This window comes from Streptomyces sp. 5K101, assembly GCF_046506645.1.
Lineage (GTDB): Bacteria > Actinomycetota > Actinomycetes > Streptomycetales > Streptomycetaceae > Streptomyces.
In genome coordinates this window covers 1-18,676 of sequence record NZ_JBKFFO010000041.1, presented here as the reverse complement: position 1 = coordinate 18,676, position 18,676 = coordinate 1, and the positions used below count along the sequence as shown (strand labels likewise).

Sequence of the window (18,676 nt, the reverse complement as noted above, 5' to 3'; positions counted from 1 at the left end):
GGCCAGAAGTAGATGAAGTCTCGACGCTTGCGCCGTACGTGGCCTTGACCAGCACTTTCATCGCCGCCCGGGGGCGGTCATACACCTACCGGGCCGTCTCAGGGCCGTGATCAAGCTCCTGAGCGCTCCACGAGTGCTGTGTGCGTACCTTACGTGTGCGCCCTCACCGCGCATGCCGGAGGCGCGTCGCCAAGTACGGCGTCGCGGTAGAAGTTTCCCTACTTCATCAAGGCACCCGCCGCGCACGGCGCGGCGCGTGCGGCCCGTCGTCCGGGCCGCCGCTCCTGTCTTCGCCCCGCTCCGGCCCGGCCGCCGGCCGCACGCCTGACGGCTCGGGTTGATGGGTGGGGAACCACGATGTGGCCCGGGCGAGTGCGCGAGGTGCGGGTCAGAGAGATGCCTCCGGCGGGGGCGCGAGCGGCTCCGGGATGGAGGAAGCTCCGTGCGCGGGTGCCGGCCGTGGGTGGTTGAGGCGGGGAACTCCCATCCCGTCTGCCATCGACCCAGGACAAGCCGAGCAGACACGGCACCGGGCGTCCAGGTCGTTCGTACAGTGGCGCGCTCCACCTGGACGCCCGGCACCGCGCCCGCTCCACATGCGTGTGGGTCGACGGCAGACGGGATGGGAGGTGGGGTGAGCGGTGGGCGTGGCGGGATACGTCGCACGCGATGTACCCAAGTAGCCCGGTGAGCGGTTTGAGCTAGAGATCTTTAAGGGTGTGGGATACGTGAGGTCGTGACGGCTGTCGTGGGCCGCGCTATGCCGGAGGAATGAGGTATCCCGATGGCTGCGGCCTGACGGCTGAGGAACGAGCCCGGTGTGAGCGGGTCCGGCTGGCGGCCGCCGATCTGATCGAGGCCGGGGCCAGTGACCGGGAGGTGCCGGCAGTTCAGGGTGACCCGGATGTCGGCGAACCGCTGGCGGCGGGCGTTGGCTTCGGGCGGCCAACAGGCCCTGGCCTCCAAGGGGCCCGGTGGCGCTCGCTGCAAGCTCGACGTGGATCAACTGCGTGTGCTGGAGGCGGTGCTGGATGCGGTCCCGGCCGCCTCTGGCTGGCCCGACCAGTGCTGGACTCTGGCCCGGATCGCCGAGATCGTGCGCCCGACCTCTCCGCCCAGCCCGAACGGCGACAACCGCTCGCGCACAGCCTGGGCGCTCGGGCCGAGAGGCCCGGTGAACCGCCGGCTCAGGCGGGCCGTTCACTCAAGACATAGAAGCGATGCGGACGGCTGCCCCATTTCGTCAGCGGTACTCGTCGAATCGACATCGCGGAATAGCGAGCGTAGGCTTGAATCTGAGGTAATCCCATCCGAGGTCCGCCGAGTTGAGCATTCCGGCATCGTGGGGGCGGAACTGCGGAAGCGGCAACTTTGACTACTGGGCGGCTACCTAAACTGCGGATCACGGATTCGAACCTTCTCAGCGTTCTTCATATTTCACCAAGAGGAGATGATCGCAGTGGCGTGCCAGTCGGCTGGATCCGCGGCCACACCAGGCAACACCGAGTCCCTACCAGTGGCGTCGGAGGAGTTCCGATCTCTATGGGCACTCCGGGGTGAACAGACCGAGCGTCAACGTCCGTTCAGGCCTACCGTCCCTGTGATGCTCAACGGAGAGCTGGTTGATGATGTCGAGCGCATGAACAAGGAGTACCCGAGCCTCTACATCACTCCTGCGGCGTACGGCTCGTCCTTGGTCCTTGCCGCCTTCACCGACGGCAGGGCGATGCTCGCCGAGGCCCGGCGCATGGAGGGCGATGCCGAATTTCACTGGCTCATGGAGGAGCGTGGACTCGGCTGCCTCCCGGAGGGCGCTCCAGCGCCCACAGTTCTCGAAGCCAACGACCTTCCGGACCTGAAGGGCGAGATCCTTCGAGTACCTCCGGAGAAATCGATCAAGGACCTTGCCACGAAAGCTCGCAGGGGATTCCTGAACTGGGACAACGCCATCCGCTCCGTTGACGTATGTGCATACCCGTACACGCTGTGCGATGGGAAGAATTTCACGGGAAACATGTATTTCGTCAACTTCCGCTGTGGCTTCACTCTTGGCTCCTTTGGTCTGATCACATCGTCAATTGTTAACTGGGGGACCAGCCCTCCCACTTTCTGAGCGCGGGTTATCTCCCGGTGCTTCATGGCGTTTGATCCCAAGGGTTTCGGGGCGCGCCACCCCAGACAGTCGACGGCCTCAGCACCCGTGCGTCGACCAGGAGTCCAGGGCGCGCTGGCCCGGCTCAGCCCCGCGACCGATCCTCGTCATTCCCCCGGGGAGCGGGTATTCGGGCGCGGCGTGCCGCTGTGCGGCCCGCGCCGGAGTGGGGCCCCGAGCGCTGCGCGCCCTCACGCGCTGCGGGAGGCGGCAGCCGGTCCCAATGCGCTCCGCGCTCTAGAGATCTTCAGGCTGAGGTTACGGCGGTTTGGTGAGGTTGGCCAGCGACCTCTTCGGGTGTGCCCACACGTCCTCGGCCGGGTTGAACTCCGGAGCATCAGGCGGAAGTAGACGGTCAGCCATAAATCGGGCGTCGATCAGCCGCCGCATCGTGCGGCTGACGTGGGTGTTCAAGTTGTCCCACACCAGCATGATCGGGCCGCCGAGCTGCTGGTGCGCGGCGTCGAGCAGGCGGGCGTAGTCGGTCTCGGTGAAGCCTTTGCGCCGGCTTTTGACGGGTCCGTGGTCGAGGTGGATGCGGTAGATCAGCCGGGGCCGGTGGCCGGACTTGGTGCACAGTTGTTGGGGCTTCTACCGACCTTGATCCCGACATCCGCGCACCAGCTTCGCGACACGACTGACCCCCTAGCCTCGGCGCGCTCTCGTGCCAGATCCGTGCCAGATCGCGCGGTCAACCACGGACACTCGGAGCCTGTAGCGGGGCGAACGCCCGTCGGCAGACTCGACACCGTGGCACGCACGACGACCAGCGAGGACGCATCCATGCGTGGCGCCAGGCTTACAAAGCAGTGGTCGGTACGCTGGTTGCTGTGCAGCAGCGGAGTACAGCAACCACGGCGACGGCAGCAGGTCTTCAGCCCAAGGAGCCGAGTGTCAGCCCGCAGACCGCAGCGATCGCCCCGTCGATAGTTCGCATCTAGGCGGTGGCGGGCGACCGTTACGGCAAGGCAGGATGCCGCGGTGGTTACTCCTATCGTCAACATCCAGGGGAGGGCCGAAGATGGCCCGTACCGCTGCCCCTGCTGCGGCTTTGTGACACTCGGCGAGCGCGGCAACTACGAGATCTGCTCCGTGTGCTTCTGGGAGGACGACGGGCAGGACGACCACGACGCAGATCGGGTTCGTGGCGGGCCAAATGGCCGGCTGAGTCTCACTGAAGCTCGACTGAACTTTGAGGCCATGGGCGCCTGCGACGAGCCGTGCACCAAGTTCGTGCGCGACCCTCGGCCGGAGGAGATCCGCATTGATGACATCACCAACTGACATCAACGACAGCAGACAGAGGCTGCTGTCGAGAGACATCAGCGGCGGGATCCCGCAGGGCCAAGTGCTCCGTCAGGCCCACCCGAGCGAACTCTTGGAGCGGGTGTCGGCGCTGGCCGGAGCTCCGCGCCGACCAGCGTAACCATCAATCTGTTCGGGGCCTTTCGGAGCCGTATGGCTCGCGAGCTGCCTCGTAGAGAGTGTCGACAGCCTTGCGGGTGCGACCCTCGCTGCTCGGCATGAGGTGCGTATAGGTGCGGAGCGTGAAGCCCGGATCGGCGTGGCCCAGGTACTGGCTCAAGGCCCGGATGTTCTCGCCGGCGTCCAAGAGCACCGAGGCGTAGAAGTGTCTCAGCGCGTGCATCCCGTGTTCGGGCGCGGCCGTGTACCGCTCTCCTTCTTCGGGCACGGGAATGATGCCCGCCACTGCGAGGGCGGGCTTCCACGTGAAGTCGTTGAAGTTGCTCACCCGGATGTGACTGCCTGCCGTGCCGATGAACAAGAGCGACTTGGTCACGAGAGGCCCGTCTGGGGTCCGCCATGGAAGTGTCACCTTGGCGGGCGGGAACGTCTCGCAGTGGGCTTGGAGGGCCTCCGCAACGGCTGTAGGCAGCGGCACTCCGCGGACCTTGCCGCCCTTTGGCAGAGCGAACACGTACTTGCCGCGGATGCGCTTTAGTTGATGCATCACTGACAGCCAACCGCCCTTGTAGTCCAGCTGGTCTTCTGCGAGCCCGAACACCTCCCCCTGCCGTAGACCGCACCCACTGGCAACGTCCACCGTCGCGCGCAGATGCTCGGGGAGCTCCGCCCGTACGCCGAATACCTGCTCTGCCGTCCAGGGGGCGACCCTCGAGCGGCTCGGCTTCGGTACCTGCACCGAGCGGGCTTTGCAGGGATGTTTTGTGATCAGACCGTCGTCCATAGCGGCGGTGAACGCGGCGGACACGGTGCCGAAGATGATTCGGCGGTGCGACGCGGCCGGGACGTTGGTTTCCAGTGCCCCGAGCCACGTGCGGATGTGGCCAGGCTGGAACGAAGACAGAGGACGAGCCCCGATGTACGGGTAGGCGTGCAGCCGCAGCCGTCGCTCGGCGGCCTCGCGACTGTTGACCTCAGTAGTGTGGGTCGCGACCCACTTTTCTGCGAACTGCTGGAACGTGATCCGCGCTGCGCGGGGATCGACGTACTGGCCACGGGCCATGTCGGCGGCCGTAGCGGTGAGCCACTGCTCCGCGAGTCGCTTCTGCTTGTCGGGGAACGACTTGCTCTTCTCGCTGCCGTCAGGGCCGACATAGCGCGCCCGGTAGCGCATGCCGATCCCGTGACGATCGGTCCGCACCCTGCGGGCCTTGCCGTTCTCGTCAGTCTCAGTCTTGAACCAGCGGTCTTGAATGTGGCCTGCCATGCGTTCTCATGTCTCCTGAAAAGGCCGCAGGGCGACGCCTGGTGGCGTCACCCTGCGGGGTGCTCGGTATGGGGCTTGTCAGGCGGCGCTGTCCGCGGCCATGCGCCCGGCGGTCCAGCGTTGGACGGCGGCGGGGTCGTAACGGAGGTGTTTGCCCACGCGGAAGCCAGGCGGACCAGTTCGCCTCTTGCGCCACTGGTAGACGGTCTCCAGAGGCACGTCGAACAGCTCGGCGATGTCGTTAGGAGTGAGGTACCGGTCGGGGAGGCCGGCACGGAGGGTCTCGGTAGGCGGGCGTGCTGCCATGAGGTCTCCTGCGGTTCGCTGGGGCGGTTACCGGGAGTGCGCTGACAGAACTGACAGAACCTCGCCGCAGAGCGCCTGAGCTGCGGCTTCCTAGGGTTCGTGACCTTTGACAGAACTGAATTAAAACCTGACAGAACCGCCCGACGGGAGCTTCTGTCAGGGCCCTGCGCCACGCAGGGAGGGGTTCTGTCAGCATTGAATTCGGTTTTGTCATCACCGCCGACCTCGCCGTTTGTACAGGTCAGCGGCGCATGAGGGAGTTCTGTCAGTTCTGTCAGCGGCCTGGGGGTTCTGTCAGGAACTCCGGCTGATGCGGGGGTGGGTCTCGTATCGGGGGGAGGGCGGTCGGCCGCCGCGCCCGGTGCGGGGCGGTGGGGGCTGCTGACGGATCCAGCCGTGCTCTTCCAGCAGCGTCAGGGCTGGGTCGAGGTCCGTGATGGCGGGGAAGTCTGTCCGCCGCAGGGCCCGGAACAGTTCCCGCTTGTTGAATCGGCCGGGGTTGGCGGCGGCGAGGTGGGTCAGCACGGTCAGGGCCGCGTCCTGGGCGGGGTCTGCGCTCATGGCGTCGAACACGTCCAGTGCGTGCGCGGTGAAGTAGTCCCCGAGTTGGGTGGCGGCGGCCATCGTCGGTGCGGCGATGGGCCGGTGCCACCCGTCGTGCGGGTGCGTGGCCAGGTGCAGCAGAGCGGCGATGCGGGCGACCGCTCCGTCCCGCTTGGAGGCCCACTTCACGATCGGCGCGAGTGGTCCCTCCTTGCCGAGCCGCGACTCTGTGACCTTCTGGTAGGCGAGTATGACCGCGTCCGCCTCGGGCGAGAGCGTGAGCACGGCGGGCTCGGTCCAGTCCGCCAGTGCCAGAGTCAGGCCTCCGAGCTGGGCGGCGTAGGTGGCGGCGGTCTGCTCGTCGAGCAGGGCCGGGGAGAGGTTGCGCCGGCCGACGAGCGAATCGGGCTTGGAGTACAGGAAGCGGGCGAGCAGTCCGCGGCCGTCGGCTCCGTCGATGCGGCTGAGCGAGTCGAGCACTTCCGGCTGGATCGCCAGGCCCACGGTGACGGCGGGGGCGTCGATGTGCTGGGCCTCCCGGCCTTGGCGGTTGACGCGGATCATGTCCCCGGCGTGGCCCTTGAGGAACATGCCCATATTGGGCCGACCGCTGTAGCGGCCGGCGATGATGTCGAACAGCTCCCCTTCCGCGCTCAGGCAGGAGATGCGCCCGCCCTGCTGGTCGAGGAGGGTCCCGATGTTCTCCGGTGTCACGTCGTCCGCCACCAGTTGCGGCACTGCCGGAACGGTCGTCTCCTCGGCGGCCTGCGCCAGCGCGACCGCTTCCACGGTCAGCTCGCTGCGCTGCCCCGGCTCGGCGGCGGCGGCCTTCTGCGCGGCCTTGTCCGCCGCCGCCTTGGCCAGGCGGGCCGTGGTCTCCGCTTCCGCCCGTGCCGGGGCGGAGAGTTCGATGAGGGTCTTCTCCGCCGCGAGCAACGGGCGGACCATCAGGTCAAACACGGCGCTCTTGCGGTTGCCGGGGTCCAGGGCGATGGCGGTGTAGATGTTGACCGGCTCGCGCCAGTGACCGCGCACGTTGACCTTGACCCGCCCGCCGGCCGCCGTGGCGAGCACCGCCAGTGCCAGACACCCAGCAAGGTCGGCGGGGGTCTGCGTCTCCTCGGCCACGCCGCGCACCATGTCACCCAGCCACGCGGGCAGGGTCTCGACTGGGAATGCGGGCAGAGCGGGGCGGGCTTTGAGCGGGACGGGTTCGTCCCAGACGGGGCCGGTGATGTCCTCGGCGGTCAGGTCGAACCCCTCCCACAGATCCGGGCTCACCTCGTTGCTGGTCACGCGGCGTTGCTCCTTCCGGGGTGGTCGGGTGCGGGTCAGGACGAAGGGCAGAACGGACGCCCTGACGGGTGGCGACTCTTCCGCCCACGGCCGTGGCAGTGGGCGTCTCATCGGCGGCGTGGGGGCAGTGGTCGACGCGCACGCGGGTGGTCAGTTCCATGACGGTGGCGCGTCCGCGGGCGCGCTCGTGGTGGCCACAGCGGCAGAGCCAGTCCGCGATGCGGATGTGAAGGCCGGTGATGACGACCGGCTGTTCGTCGTGGGCTTTCATGCTGCCCTGCCAGGAGTGTTGAGTCCGTTGGCCACCGCGCGCCGGGCGTAGGGCTCAGGCACGCCGACCGCCACGGCAGCGGCCACGACCTGTTCGCCCAGGTACTCCAAGCCGCAGGGGCCGGGGCAGTCGGCGTGCTGTGCGGCGATGAACCGCGCTACGCCGAACGCCTGCGACCCGGCACCTGTCTCGGTACGGCTGCGGACCAGGGCCGTGCCTCGCTCCAGGCCGGTGCGCACGTAGGCCTCGGTGTGCCGGCACCCGGTGGCGACGCTGCGGTCCCACGCGGCGCGCTCCGGTGGGGAAGAGACCACGCCTCGGCGGCCGGGGGTGGTCTCTTCCCTCTCCACCAAGGCGCAGACGGCGTCCGGCACAGCGGTGATGCGGCCGGTGCCGTGCCCGAGCCAGCGGGCGTAGGACATCGCGGACTTGATGTCCACGCCCCGCCGCACCGAGTTGGCCGACCGCACGGTGCCCCGGTAGATCAAGTGCTCACCACGCGTCGTCGGCACGGTCTTCGTCGCGGGCAGCGCGGCGCGAGCCCAGGCGACCGCAGCCGTGTCGTCCAGGTCCACGACCGTGAGCCCGGCCCCACCGGGGTGGTAGGCCACGGCGGCGGCTGTGCGCCACATCGGCGCCCACGCGGCGGAGGTGATGACGCTGGTGTTGGTGGTGGCGGCGGCCCAGCCGTGGCAGACCCTTGGGCAGTCGCAGGTGCCGGCGGTCTTCATATGCGGTCGGCCGCCGCAGGTACCACCCGTGCAGTCGGGGCAGTTCCCGAACGGGACCTTCCCGGCCCGCAGGGGCAGCACTGGTACGCCTACCCCGGCCAAATGCAGGGCGGTTCGGAGGTAGTCGTTCGTGGTCGGTTGGGTCATTCTGGATGTCTCCAGTTCTGTGATGAGCACTGGCAGACGAGGGCGGCCCCGGTCATTGGCGTGAGGGGGCCGCCCTCGGCTCGTCAGAAGGGCGGTTCGTCGCTGTAGCCGCCGGTGCCCCATGGGTCGGGGTAGGCGCGGCGGCGGCGCGGCAGGCGCGGGATCGGCAGCAGCAGCCACTTGCGGTCCTCGTTCCAGCAGGTGCAGGGCTCCCAGTCGGTACCGGCGTATTCGCCGGTCTCGTAGTCGCCGTAGTGGTGCTCGAATCCGCCCTCCCCGCCGCAGTCGGGGCAGTCGGGGCGGGGCGTGTCGGCCAGCACGACCGCGCGTCGCGGCCAGGAGACGCGACGGAGACGGAGCCGGGGCATGTGCGGTTCTCCTTAGTGGTGGTTGATGGTTCCGTTGGCGCGGCCGAAGAGGCCGGTGGCGGTGATGTTCTGCGTGATCTGCGTCGGCGCGGCCCGGCCGTGACGGCGGGCGGTGCCGAGCAGCAGGGGCAGGGCGATGGCGCTAGCGGCGATGAGGGCGACGGCGGCCCACAGGGCTTGGCTCATGGCGATCAGTCCGGGTGCGGCGTAGGAGAGGCCGATACCGGCGGCCGCGATGCCGCCGCCGATCGTCGGCGTGAGGAGTGCGGTGGTCTTGGCCCACGTCGGGATCGGCTGCGCGACGGGCACCGGCTGCGAATCGGGCGCCGCGGGCGGCTGGGTGTAGGCGAGGGTGCGGATGCCGCCGGGCAGGGTGACGAGTTGGACGCCGGGCGGGATCTCGTGCGGCAGCATCGCCCCGTGGGTCGGGGACGGCTGGAGCGGGACGGTGGTGATCTCGTACGCGGTCTCGGAGTGCACAACGGGGTCCCTTCAACGACGGCGGGCAGCACCCCGCGGGTGGGGTGCTGCCCGGTGCCGGCTTGTCGTGTCGCTTGTCGTCTGGCTTGTCGTCTGGCTTGTCGTGCGGCTTGTCGCTTGTCTTGTCTTGTCGCTCGTCGCTTTGCAGGTCACAAGCCGTTTCCGGCCCTCACAGAGCCGTCCAGGGTCCTTCTCGCGGGCGGCGCGACAAGCGACAAGCGCTCACGCCTGAGGGGCGTGGCGGTGGTGGACGTAGCGGGCTTTGGTGCCGGTGCCGACGCGGACGGCGGTGCCGTCCTCGGTCCATGTCTTGAGCCATCCGACGACGGTCTGCCGGGTGGTGCCGTGCTCGTCCGCGAGGGCGCGGGCGATTGCGGACGCCCCGGTCCCGTCCGGTCCGGCGGCGAGGAGCAGCGCGAGTGCGGCGTTCCGCGCGGCGTTGTCCTCCTCGCCGCGCAGGGCGGACAGGTTGAGCCCTGCTGTCGTGGGCGGCTGCTCGGTGCCCGCGTCCGGTTCGGTGGCTCCGGGCTCGGGGGTGGTGGCGAACTGGGCGTCGATCTGCTCGCGGAACTTCGCTGCCAAGTCCTCCCACTCGTGACGGCCCTTCTCGTCCGGACCGACCGTGGGCGGATGCTCGCGCAGCGCGGACAGGTTCAACCCCTGCGCCGCCGTGCCGGTCTCGGTGCTCTGCTCCTGGGGAGCGTCGTCGCGCATCCACGCGGTGCGGGCACTGTCCCAGCGCCGTGCGTAGTCCGACCCGGCGGCCTTGGCCGACGTGGCGTCCAGGGTGGGGTGCCGGTCGGACGTGGCGGCGACGATGTCGCGGATCTGGTTGGGCAGGATCCGCCACGACTTGAACAGCGCGGCCGGGGATTCGGGGGTGCCCATGAACCCGGCGCCCTTGTACGGGGCCTGGTCGACGCGCAGGCCGCGGGAGCCGGGGAACTGCTTGCCCAGGTCCATGCCCTCGGTCTCGCCGCCGGTTAGGGCGACGCGAACCTTGGCCTCCCGGCGGATCATCAGGTTGCCGAGTACGGCCCCGGTGGCTCCGAGGGCGGTCAGGACGGTGCGGATGCCCATGGCGCGGGCGATCCGGATCACTTCGAGGATCTTCTCCGCGAGCTTGCGGGACTGCTTGTCGCTGCTGGCGAGGATTTCCGCGCCCTCGTCGATCACGATCATGATCTGGGGGATCCGGTCGCTGATCGGCAGGAGGTCGGTGTTCGCCTTGGACATCAGGTCCTGGTAGGCCATCTTGCGGTGCTTGGCGATCCGCACCGCCGCATCGAGCATCAGCGCGGCTTCCTCGTGGGAGGCGGCGAGCCAGTCGACACCCGGCCGCAGGCCCTCTGCCGTCTGCCCTCTGCTGTCGAGGGCTGGGCGGACCCAGGGCAGGCCGGCGGATCCGGCGTTGAGGTCGATGACCCAGGTGAGGATGTCGGTGGCGCGGGCGAATCCGGCGAGGATCGTGTGGACCATGTTGGTCTTGCCGGAACCCGTGGGCCCGACGACGAGGGCGCACTGTTCGCGCAGGTAGGCGCGGATCTCGTCCGCGTTCGTCCGCAGCCCCCACGGAATACCGGTGTGCAGCGACAGGGGGCCGTAGTCGGTGGGGTAGGTGACCTCGGCGGCGAGCACGTTGACCGTAGTCACGTCGACCAGCACCCGGCCCTGGTCGATGCCCTGGGAGGCGGTGGCAGTGCAGCCGTGCGGCAACCGCGCGTCGGCGGAGAGCTGCGCGGAGTGCTGTGCGATCTTGTCGTAGGTGGTGCCGCCGGGCGGGAGCTCGGTGTCGATGGTGAACCCGGTGCCGGCGGGCCACTGCTCGACAGCGAGCACGCGCACGGTGATCCCGCACACGCGCTGGATCCGGTCGACCCATTCCGCGGCGATCGCCCGCCGCTCGGCGGACAGTTCCCGGGCGACCTGCCGCTCGTGGGCGGCGATCGCCTCCAGCTCGATCGCCTCTTCGCGCAGGAGGGTGGCGCGGGCGGCGGCCCCCAGCCCGACCCCGAACGTGGCGAGCGACCCGAGCGCGGCCCATGACAGCGGGCCGGTGGTCATGGCCCACGTGGTCCACCCGGCACCGACCAGCCAGGAGGCGGCGCGCATGCCGATGGTGCGGGCGGACAGCCGGTCGCGCAGGCTGGTGACGGTGTGGCCGATCGCGCCGGCCGCGCCGACGGCGAAAGCCCAGCCTGGGGGCATGCCGGTGGCGGCTCCGGTGGTGGCGACGGCGAGGCATCCGGTGGTGGCGGACAGGGCGCCGGTCACGGGCCCGTGACCGGCCGCCCAGTCCCACACCGGCCCCGACTTCGTGGCGGTGTTGGTGGTCATGATCAGACGTTCCATCCCTTCTCGGCCTCGGGCCCGTTGCGCGGGTCCTCGTGGCGGGCGATGTCCTGCTCGTGGGCCTGGCGGAACAGCGGGCCCATGTCCTCCGCGACCGCGACTGCGGACATGACCGCGCCGAAGATGTCGTTGAAGCCGTCCGCGACTTCCTTCTCCAGCGGGAACTCGGAGTCCGCGCGCTCTGCGAGGATCCGCATCACGTTCGCCACGGACGTGAGCGCGGCGGGGAGCCCTTCGACCATGGCGAGGATCTCCATGGCGTTCTCGGGGTCGTACTGCTGAGCGGCGGATTCCATCTCCGCCGCGTAGTCCTCGAACCGGAAACCGGACACGATCTCTCCCTCACTCGTCGTGCTGGGTGCTGCGGGGACGACACCGGCCGGCCGCTCGACCTGGTCCCCGATCTGCTCGGTGCCGTCGCTGTACACCTCGGCGTCGGCGGCGGCCTCGTCGTCCTGCAAGGCGGCGCGAATGGCCTCGTCGCGGGCCGTGCGCTGCTCGTCGGCGGTGCGCATCAGCCGGGCGTACAGGCGGCGGCCGGGGTGGATGAGCCACGGAAGCCCGAGCTTGCGGCCGATCGGGGACGTGATCAGACCGACCAGCCCGAGCGCACCGGCCAGCAGAGCGGCCAGCAGGCGGCGGCGCTGGAACCGGGCCGCCGACCGCCACAGGGCCTTGCGCGCCTTCTTGCGGGCCGGTGCCTTACGCGCCTGGTCGCGTTCGGCGGCGACCTGCCCGGCCGCCCGCGCATCGCGCGCCTTCCGGGACCGCTCTATCGCCGCCCCGCGGGCCTTCCCCACACGCCCGGCCGCCTTGCCCACGGCACGGCCGACCGGCCCCTTACCGGCCAGGTTCCCGGACCGCCGGTCGGCCTTGGCCTGCCGCCGCGCGTCCGCGAGCGAACGGCGGGCGCCGGTCGTCTCGTTGCGGCGGGCGGCCCGCGATGGCGAGGACTGCCGGGCGGCTTCCCGCAGTGCCTTGATCTGGCCCACTGTGCCGCGTGCCTTGCCCGACGAGGCGGACGGCGACCCAGCGGATCCCTTACGGCCGGTACGGTTCAGCCCGCCCGCCCGCCCGGCGGATGCGGCGGCGGAACCGGTCGTACTGCGGGGCGACTTGCCCCGGCCGCGACCAGTGGCCTTCGTGGTTCCGGTGTTCCCGTGACGGGACTGCCCCGGCACCCGCCCCCCGCTGGGGCGGGAGCTGCGGCCGGGCGCAGTTGCCCCGGCCTTCGTGCCGGTCCGGGCAGCGTTCCGGGTCTTCGCCTGGTCCCGCTGGTCAGGGCGGTTGCGGGTCGCGGCCGCCGCGCCAAGGACGACCGCGCCGGTGGCGGCGACGGCGAGCGCGGCCGGGCCGCCGACCAGCGCGGCAGCGGCCATCAGGGACGTGGTGGCGTTTGTACCGGTCACCGCGAGCGGGACGACCGGCCACCCGCCTGGCGTGTGCTCCACCTCGGCGGCCGGGGTGTTCGTCTGGTCCGGTGTCGCGGGCGGTGGTGTGGGCTCCGGGGCGGCCTCGGGGGCCGCTACCGGAGTGATGGTGGTGTCCGTCATGCTGAGTGCACTCCTTCAGGGAGGTCAGCAAGCCCCGGACGCTGCCGGCCAAAGCATCGCGTTCGGGGCTTGCGCGTGTGGTCAGGCGGTGCGCTGTTCCTCGTAGATGCACAGGCCGCACATGCCGTGCGAGCGCGGGATGCGATAGCCCACGTCACGGCGGCAGTTGGGGCAGATGCGCTGTGCGGCGTTCGCCTTTGCCAAAGCCGCCCACCGGCCCGGCGTCATGGGCCGTACGGGCTTGGCCTGGTCGATCCGGTACAGGTAGGCGATCAGTGGGCCCCGGCGGCGGCGCGGGCGCTGCAGCTCGGCGGCGACGTCCTGCCCGCCGGGCCGCAGGCCCAGGGCACGGAGCTGGCGGTAGGTGGCGTAGCCGTCCGGAGCGAGCCGCCACCGGTAGACCGGCAGCGTGGCCATCACGCGAGCCGGTGGTATGCCGCCCGGCAGGCGGCGGCGTGAGCGTTGGCGTCCCTGCGGGTGAAAGCGAGGATGTCCAGCTCGGGCCTGTCGGAGTGGTCGCCGCAGCCGTGGCAGTCCCACCGCGATGCCTGGTCGTAGGGGCGGCCGGTGATGTCGACGGCGGCACCGACCTGGTTATGCAGGCGGATCAGCAGGTTGCCGGGCTCGACTGGCGCGGTGTTCCGGGAGAGCTTCACGACGTGGCTCCTTCCAGAACCGTGGCGGCCGGGGCCGTGGGGTGGTGGGCGTCGCGCAGTTCCTGGTAGCGGGTGGAGACCCAGCCGATCGACCAGCCGCACAGTTCGGCGGCCGTGCGCACCGGCAGTCCCTCGCCGAACGCGGCATGGACGACGGCGCGGGCGCGGTCCTCGGGCAGCTTCTCGTTCACGGGACCGGCGGCGAGCAGTGCGGCGCGTTCACGCGCGGACCGCTCCTCACGCTCGCGCTGTTCACGGCGCGCGGCTTCCTCGCGCTCGCGACGCTCGTTCTCGCGGCGCTGAGCGGCCTCGCGTTCACGGCGTTCACGCTCACGGTCAAGCTGTTCACGCTCGCGTTCACGGCGTTCACGAGCCTCCCGCTCCGCACGCTCCCGAGCCTCCCGCTCCGCGCGCTCCTCACGCCGTGCCCGCTCCTCGCGTTCAGCGTGTTCACGGGCGAGCGCTGCTTCGTGCTCGCGCTGTTCACGCGCCAGCATCGCGGCGTGCTCGCGCTCCTCACGGGCCCGCCGCTCGGCCGCCTCCCGACGCTCGGCAACAGCCCGCTCGCGGGCTTCCCGCTCGGCGCGCTGCTCGGCCTCCAGCCGCGCCACGGCCGCCGTGATGGCGCGCCGGTAGGCGAGCCCGGCCTCTGCTGTGACGATCAGCAGCAGCGGCGCGACCGCGTGCACGGCCACGCCGACCAGGTCTTTCTTCAGCGCGGAGTCGGCGATGTTGAGGGCGAGGGTCATGCAGCCGGTCATCCACCGCAGCACGACGGGCCACCGGCCGCCGTGCCCGCCGAGGCGGGCCAGTACCGAGTCGAGGCGGACCACGATGACGACTGCGGCGTCCACGACGATCGGCAGAATCGGGGCCGTCCAGTCCCACTTCTTCGGCGTGTGCGCCGCCATGAGCGGGGTCACCGTGAGGACCGAGTAGAGCATCGCCCCGGCCACGATCAGCCACGTGCCGACCGACAGAGCCTTTTCCGCTGAACGGATCTGAACACTGTTCACGGGCCGACCTCCGCCCGTGGACGCACCGCCGGGGTGGCGGGAATCTTGGTGTAGCCGATCAGCAGCAGCCGGGCGCCGGCGTAGTCGGTCTCCGTCGTCAGGACGCGCGTGTGAACGCCCTGCTCGTGGTAGCTCACGGACTCGGGCGCGATCCCCAAGGCGTCCCGCCATGCCTCGAATCCGGCGAAGTCGTCGTGGAAGGACAGCTCCAGCCGGTCGGGGTAGACCGTGGACACCGACACTCCCGGGGCCGGGAGATGCGGGTACTCCGCGCTGAACATCCGCAGGACGACCAGCGGAGCGTTCAGCGCTGCCATTGTGGACGCCCTCATGCGGCACCACCCGTCAGCGCCGTCGCGGCGCGGTTCGTGAGGTCGCGGCGGGCCGCGAGGACCCGGTTGCGGGCCCGGCGGATGCGCCGCTCGTTCAGTACCGTGGCCGGCCGGTCGAGCAGACCGATCTGGACGTCGAGCAGGTCGACCTCCGCCACGATGAGCGGCATCTCCCGCTCGATCGCGTCCAGCTCCGCGGCCATAGGCTCACGGTCGAACTCGTCGGCGGTAACAACCGCCTGAACAGCAACGATGTGCTTCATGAGTCGTGTTCTCCCTAGCAGGTGGACGGCTCGACAGCGCCCCCGGAGTTGCTGCTCCGGGGGCGCACGCCGTTGTTGGGAATCAGGGACTTCGGATCAGCTCAGCGGCCGCCGGCCGCCGCGTGCGGATGCGGCCGCGGGGGCCGTACCGGAAGCGGCGGACGCTCGTCCCGCTCGTGCTCGCCGCTCACCGGCGGCCGTGCACACGGGCGTTGTCCTCGCTGCGCTTGTTCGCCTCGGCGTTCCTGCGGGCCAGCTCGGCCCGCTCCGCCTCTGTCAGACTGGTGATCACAGGGACCTCCACATAGGTGCCTGTAAGGCGCCGCCCGGAGTTGCAGCTGCGGGCGGCGCGGTCATGTAGAGTCAGCGGATTCCAGCTCCCCACACCCCGCCCGTACGGCAAAGAGCCGGACGGGCGGGGGAGGCAACCGGCCGCCGTCGGCAGACGGCGGATCAGCTGGTTGGTGCGTCAGACCTCCTACTCGCGTGGTGCCGCTGGCTCCGGGGAGGTCTGGTTCCCGGGGCGTTTTGCGGCGTCAATGTCGGCCACGCGGTTCTTTAGAGCCGATTGCGTGTCCCCCTGCGCGGGGTGTGGGGCCCGGTTGTGACGCGGGCCCGGTCTCGGTCGGCTGGTCTCCACTCGCCTCGGCCGGCGTCTTCACGGCCGTGGTACTGCGGTGGATCACTCTGTTGAGTTGAACGGCGCAGAGGGATGGGACCTCAGGCACCGGCACACCGGTTCAGGTATCGATGCAGGTCAGCGCGAAGTAGTGCGCTCCCCGCATGAGATACATGGTTGAACCTGTATCTCACAGTGGCGGTCTCGGTTGCGGCTGTCAAGCTCTTGGCTTCAACCGGGGTGCCGTGTGATGTGCCATCAGATTGCCGCCGAAGGGCGGGACGAAGTCACCGCGTCCCTGGACGACTTGGGACGTCCTCGATAGCGTTCAGGCGGGCGAATGCGTCCCTGGACGTCCCTGGGGGTGGGATGGCGAACGAGCGGTTAAGGTCCGCGATGCTGACGCAAGGTGTCACGACGGATGCCCTGGCGGAGCACCTTGGGGTCGACCCCAAGACGGTGGAGCGCTGGATCACCAAGGGGCGAGCGCCATACAGGCGACACCGCCTTGCGGTCTCGGCCTTCCTGAGGGAGGACGAGGGGTATCTCTGGCCCGATGGTCTTCCGGACGGGCAGCGTAAGGATGCTGCTGATGCCGAGGTTTTGAAGGTCTATCCGCATCGCTCTTATGTGCCGGCCGACCTCTGGCTTCAGCTGTTCGGGCGCGCTGAACGGGAGATTGGAGTCCTGGTGCACGCGGGCGTCTTCCTCGCCGAGAATCCTCGCTGGACGCAGTTGCTCAGGCTGAAATCGGCTAGCGGAGTGCGGGCCCGTATCCTGCTCGGCGACCCCGAAAGCCCAGAGATCCGGCGCCGAGGAGAGGAGGAGGAGATCGGTGAGGGTGTGGCGTACAAGGTTCGAGAGGTGATGAAGCTTTACCGCCCCCTCTATTCGGTTTCGGGGATTGAATTTCGTCTTCACCGGTCGACGCTGCATAACTCGCTCTACCGGTCGGATGACGAGTGGCTGGTGAACACGCAGGTGTACGGCGTGAGTGCGCCCCTGACGCCGGTTCTCCATCTGCGCAAGGTCGCCGGTGCTGAGCTGGTTTCTACGTATCAGCAGAGCTTCGAGAAGGTCTGGTCCGAAGCTGTCCCCATCGAGAGGTGAGCATGAGTCGCCGCACCGACTACTTCAACGATCCCAACGCGCCCAAAGCCAACAGCATCGTGCCCGCGGTGACGGCGTTCGTCGTCAACGATGCGGATGAAGTGCTGCTGGAGCGCCGATCAGACAACGGACGTTGGGGCATGCCGGGGGGTGTCCAGGAGATCGGAGAGAACATCGCGGCGACGGTGGTCCGGGAAGTTCTGGAGGAAACCGGGATTGTGGTCGAGGTTGTTGGCATGGTGGGTATTTTCACCGACCCCGGCCACGTCATCGCGTTTGCGGACGGTGAGGTGCGGCAGGAATTCTCCATCTGCTTCCGTGCTCGCCCGGTCAGTGGCGAGATAAAGGTGAGTGCGGAATCTCTTGAGGTGCGATGGGTTCCCAGGGCGGAAATTGAGGCTCTGGACGTGTCACCTACCACGCGCCAGCGCCTGGAGGAGGGGTTCCGCGGTTCACCGGTTCCGCGAATCAGCTGACGTTTGACTGCTCTGCCTTGGAGCTGCGCTCGCGCACCCGGGCCACCCGGGCCAGCAGCGCAGGCCGAGCCGCAGAAACGGCCCGGAACACGACGTGATCGGGGCCGTACCGATCCAGCACCTCAGTCAACCGCGTTGCTGGATCTACGAGCGCGCCCACGGGGCTGCTGGTCAGGTCGCAGTAGGTGATTGCGTCCACCAGGTCAGGCTCTGCGGGGCCGAACTCGGCGAGGGCCTCGCTCAGCCCCAGCTCGGAGGCCTCCCAGGGGGAAGAGGTGTGGAAGGCCACGACACTGCACAGCCGAGGGTCGGCATCCACCACGTCACGCAGGTAGCGCGCGCCATCGATCATGTGCTGTCCCGTGTCGACGGCCGGCCGCGCGTACCCGACGTCGTGCGCGATGGCGGCTGCGGCCAGCAGCTCCCCATCCGCCCCCAGAGCCGGGGCCAGTGTGAGGGCCTGCGAGTAGACGCGCTGAGAGTGAGCCCACCGCTGCGGCAGGCTGTCGGCGAGCAGGGACTCCGAGAGGTCATAAGCCCACTTGGCCAACTGCATGTGAGTGCCTCCCACGCTGTCGAGGTTCAGGGCGCCGGGCTTACGAACCGCCCGACTCCGTGCTGAGCTTGAACGTGCCCTGCGGTTTCCAGTTCGTGCAGGGCACGACGGACGGTGCCCCGCGAGACTTCGTACGACTCGGAGAGTTGTGCCTCGCTGGGGAGGCGAGCGCCGGCGGGCAGTTCGCCCGTCCGAATGCGGTCCAAGAGGTCCCGCATGATTCGTTTGTACGGCGCGGCCTGTGAGCCGCCAGCGACCTGCCAGCCGACCCCGGCGACGGTGGCGACGTCACCAGCCTCCTCGAGCGCGCGGAGAGCGCGACGGACGGTCGTGCGTGCGACGCCGAACTCCCGCCCGATCTCTGCTTCGGACGGAAGGCCCTCCGAGTAGGTCCCCTCAGCGATCCTCGCCCGCAGGGCCTCCGAGATCGTCAAGTACGTCCCGCGCGGACTGGGGTTCGTCACACGTTCCTCCTTCTCCGCCTCCTGCGCGGTGGCGCTTGTTCGCGGCCGCGCGCTCCAGCTTCACACGTCGTTGCCCTGGTGGAAGAGGGTCGATCGTGGGGCCGTGTGGGGGCCGTCCAGAGGCGGCCCACGACCACTGTCGACCGCCAACAACGACCAAGAAGGGATCCCCATGCCATCGCGTGGCGGCCCCCGAATCTGCTGCTACACCCACGTGTCCAGCCACATCCGGCCGCGCCAGTCCTCCATCGGGATCGGCGTGCCCGTGTAGATGGGCCAGAAGTAGATGAAGT

The 18,676-nt window shown here is 69.4% G+C and carries 20 protein-coding genes; 4 read left to right on the top strand and 16 right to left on the bottom strand.

What is annotated here, in order from left to right; all coding sequences use genetic code 11:
- Positions 1–1,603: 1,603 nt before the first annotated feature.
- Complete coding sequence (locus ACLB9X_RS33530) at positions 1,604–2,113, top strand: hypothetical protein (protein ID WP_410364205.1); 510 nt, start codon at positions 1,604–1,606, stop codon at positions 2,111–2,113.
- A gap of 297 nt (positions 2,114–2,410) precedes the next feature.
- On the opposite strand, the gene ACLB9X_RS33525 is transcribed toward ACLB9X_RS33530, so the two are convergent.
- Complete coding sequence (locus ACLB9X_RS33525; protein WP_410364204.1) at positions 2,411–2,584, bottom strand: transposase; 174 nt, start codon at positions 2,582–2,584, stop codon at positions 2,411–2,413.
- Between the two features lie 549 nt (positions 2,585–3,133).
- Here ACLB9X_RS33525 and ACLB9X_RS33520 point away from each other — a divergent pair.
- On the top strand, positions 3,134–3,436 hold the full coding sequence (locus ACLB9X_RS33520) for a CPCC family cysteine-rich protein (protein WP_410364203.1): 303 nt from the start codon (positions 3,134–3,136) through the stop codon (positions 3,434–3,436).
- Positions 3,437–3,581: 145 nt separating this feature from the next.
- On the opposite strand, the gene ACLB9X_RS33515 is transcribed toward ACLB9X_RS33520, so the two are convergent.
- The 13 genes from ACLB9X_RS33515 to ACLB9X_RS33455 all read right to left on the bottom strand — a co-directional run bounded on the left by ACLB9X_RS33515 (position 3,582) and on the right by ACLB9X_RS33455 (position 15,158).
- On the bottom strand, positions 3,582–4,844 hold the full coding sequence (locus tag ACLB9X_RS33515; protein WP_410364202.1) for a tyrosine-type recombinase/integrase: 1,263 nt from the start codon (positions 4,842–4,844) through the stop codon (positions 3,582–3,584).
- A 78-nt stretch (positions 4,845–4,922) separates the two neighbouring features.
- Entirely contained in the window at positions 4,923–5,150 is a 228-nt protein-coding gene (locus tag ACLB9X_RS33510; protein WP_410364201.1) for a helix-turn-helix domain-containing protein, read from the bottom strand.
- 294 nt (positions 5,151–5,444) lie between these two features.
- A complete protein-coding gene (locus ACLB9X_RS33505; RefSeq protein ID WP_410364200.1) occupies positions 5,445–6,989 on the bottom strand; it encodes a YfjI family protein in 1,545 nt (514 codons plus the stop codon).
- A gap of 267 nt (positions 6,990–7,256) precedes the next feature.
- The gene (locus ACLB9X_RS33500; protein ID WP_410364199.1) at positions 7,257–8,138 is read right to left on the bottom strand and encodes a bifunctional DNA primase/polymerase; all 882 of its coding nucleotides are present in this window, start codon (positions 8,136–8,138) and stop codon (positions 7,257–7,259) included.
- Positions 8,139–8,221: 83 nt separating this feature from the next.
- Positions 8,222–8,506, bottom strand: coding sequence for a hypothetical protein (locus ACLB9X_RS33495; protein WP_410364198.1), 285 nt, complete (start codon positions 8,504–8,506; stop codon positions 8,222–8,224).
- A gap of 12 nt (positions 8,507–8,518) precedes the next feature.
- Positions 8,519–8,986 (bottom strand): hypothetical protein, encoded by a 468-nt coding sequence (locus ACLB9X_RS33490; protein WP_410364197.1) that lies wholly within the window; start codon positions 8,984–8,986, stop codon positions 8,519–8,521.
- Positions 8,987–9,208: 222 nt separating this feature from the next.
- A complete protein-coding gene (locus ACLB9X_RS33485; RefSeq protein ID WP_410364196.1) occupies positions 9,209–11,323 on the bottom strand; it encodes a hypothetical protein in 2,115 nt (704 codons plus the stop codon).
- A 2-nt stretch (positions 11,324–11,325) separates the two neighbouring features.
- Positions 11,326–12,891: a hypothetical protein gene (locus ACLB9X_RS33480; RefSeq protein WP_410364195.1), complete on the bottom strand. Its 1,566-nt coding sequence runs from the start codon at positions 12,889–12,891 to the stop codon at positions 11,326–11,328.
- 81 nt (positions 12,892–12,972) lie between these two features.
- The gene (locus ACLB9X_RS33475; RefSeq protein ID WP_410364206.1) at positions 12,973–13,308 is read right to left on the bottom strand and encodes an RRQRL motif-containing zinc-binding protein; all 336 of its coding nucleotides are present in this window, start codon (positions 13,306–13,308) and stop codon (positions 12,973–12,975) included.
- Positions 13,308–13,547, bottom strand: coding sequence for a hypothetical protein (locus ACLB9X_RS33470; RefSeq protein ID WP_410364194.1), 240 nt, complete (start codon positions 13,545–13,547; stop codon positions 13,308–13,310). The genes ACLB9X_RS33475 and ACLB9X_RS33470 overlap by 1 nt, the downstream gene beginning before the upstream one ends.
- Positions 13,544–14,563: a DUF2637 domain-containing protein gene (locus ACLB9X_RS33465; RefSeq protein WP_410364193.1), complete on the bottom strand. Its 1,020-nt coding sequence runs from the start codon at positions 14,561–14,563 to the stop codon at positions 13,544–13,546. The genes ACLB9X_RS33470 and ACLB9X_RS33465 overlap by 4 nt, the downstream gene beginning before the upstream one ends.
- Entirely contained in the window at positions 14,560–14,880 is a 321-nt protein-coding gene (locus tag ACLB9X_RS33460) for a hypothetical protein (RefSeq protein WP_410364192.1), read from the bottom strand. The genes ACLB9X_RS33465 and ACLB9X_RS33460 overlap by 4 nt, the downstream gene beginning before the upstream one ends.
- Before the next feature lie 11 nt (positions 14,881–14,891).
- A complete protein-coding gene (locus tag ACLB9X_RS33455; protein WP_410364191.1) occupies positions 14,892–15,158 on the bottom strand; it encodes a DUF6284 family protein in 267 nt (88 codons plus the stop codon).
- 1,015 nt (positions 15,159–16,173) lie between these two features.
- On the opposite strand from ACLB9X_RS33455, the gene ACLB9X_RS33450 reads away from it, so the two are divergent.
- Both ACLB9X_RS33450 and ACLB9X_RS33445 read left to right on the top strand, forming a co-directional pair.
- Positions 16,174–16,887, top strand: a complete 714-nt coding sequence (locus ACLB9X_RS33450; protein ID WP_410364190.1) for an XRE family transcriptional regulator — start codon at positions 16,174–16,176, stop codon at positions 16,885–16,887.
- Positions 16,888–16,889: 2 nt separating this feature from the next.
- On the top strand, positions 16,890–17,363 hold the full coding sequence (locus tag ACLB9X_RS33445) for an NUDIX domain-containing protein (protein ID WP_410364189.1): 474 nt from the start codon (positions 16,890–16,892) through the stop codon (positions 17,361–17,363).
- Here the strand turns inward: ACLB9X_RS33445 and ACLB9X_RS33440 are convergent.
- Both ACLB9X_RS33440 and ACLB9X_RS33435 read right to left on the bottom strand, forming a co-directional pair.
- On the bottom strand, positions 17,356–17,919 hold the full coding sequence (locus ACLB9X_RS33440) for an HD domain-containing protein (RefSeq protein WP_410364188.1): 564 nt from the start codon (positions 17,917–17,919) through the stop codon (positions 17,356–17,358). The two genes, ACLB9X_RS33445 and ACLB9X_RS33440, sit on opposite strands and share 8 nt — an antisense overlap.
- Positions 17,920–17,945: 26 nt before the next feature.
- Positions 17,946–18,383 carry a GntR family transcriptional regulator gene (locus ACLB9X_RS33435; protein WP_410364187.1) on the bottom strand — a complete coding sequence of 146 codons (438 nt, stop codon included), beginning with the start codon at positions 18,381–18,383 and terminating at the stop codon, positions 17,946–17,948.
- Positions 18,384–18,676 lie beyond the last annotated feature (293 nt).

Bases quoted from the DNA above. Each gene is read 5' to 3' on its own strand.
- ACLB9X_RS33485 (WP_410364196.1), bottom strand. From the start codon at position 11,323: ATGACCACCAACACCGCCACGAAGTCGGGGCCGGTGTGGGACTGGGCG.
- ACLB9X_RS33475 (WP_410364206.1), bottom strand. From the start codon at position 13,308: ATGGCCACGCTGCCGGTCTACCGGTGGCGGCTCGCTCCGGACGGCTAC.
- ACLB9X_RS33530 (WP_410364205.1), top strand. From the start codon at position 1,604: ATGCTCAACGGAGAGCTGGTTGATGATGTCGAGCGCATGAACAAGGAG.
- ACLB9X_RS33510 (WP_410364201.1), bottom strand. From the start codon at position 5,150: ATGGCAGCACGCCCGCCTACCGAGACCCTCCGTGCCGGCCTCCCCGAC.
- ACLB9X_RS33480 (WP_410364195.1), bottom strand. From the start codon at position 12,891: ATGACGGACACCACCATCACTCCGGTAGCGGCCCCCGAGGCCGCCCCG.
- ACLB9X_RS33500 (WP_410364199.1), bottom strand. From the start codon at position 8,138: ATGACCCAACCGACCACGAACGACTACCTCCGAACCGCCCTGCATTTG.
- ACLB9X_RS33495 (WP_410364198.1), bottom strand. From the start codon at position 8,506: ATGCCCCGGCTCCGTCTCCGTCGCGTCTCCTGGCCGCGACGCGCGGTC.
- ACLB9X_RS33525 (WP_410364204.1), bottom strand. From the start codon at position 2,584: ATGCTGGTGTGGGACAACTTGAACACCCACGTCAGCCGCACGATGCGG.
- ACLB9X_RS33445 (WP_410364189.1), top strand. From the start codon at position 16,890: ATGAGTCGCCGCACCGACTACTTCAACGATCCCAACGCGCCCAAAGCC.
- ACLB9X_RS33440 (WP_410364188.1), bottom strand. From the start codon at position 17,919: ATGCAGTTGGCCAAGTGGGCTTATGACCTCTCGGAGTCCCTGCTCGCC.
- ACLB9X_RS33515 (WP_410364202.1), bottom strand. From the start codon at position 4,844: ATGGCAGGCCACATTCAAGACCGCTGGTTCAAGACTGAGACTGACGAG.
- ACLB9X_RS33455 (WP_410364191.1), bottom strand. From the start codon at position 15,158: ATGAAGCACATCGTTGCTGTTCAGGCGGTTGTTACCGCCGACGAGTTC.
- ACLB9X_RS33450 (WP_410364190.1), top strand. From the start codon at position 16,174: ATGCTGACGCAAGGTGTCACGACGGATGCCCTGGCGGAGCACCTTGGG.
- ACLB9X_RS33460 (WP_410364192.1), bottom strand. From the start codon at position 14,880: ATGGCAGCGCTGAACGCTCCGCTGGTCGTCCTGCGGATGTTCAGCGCG.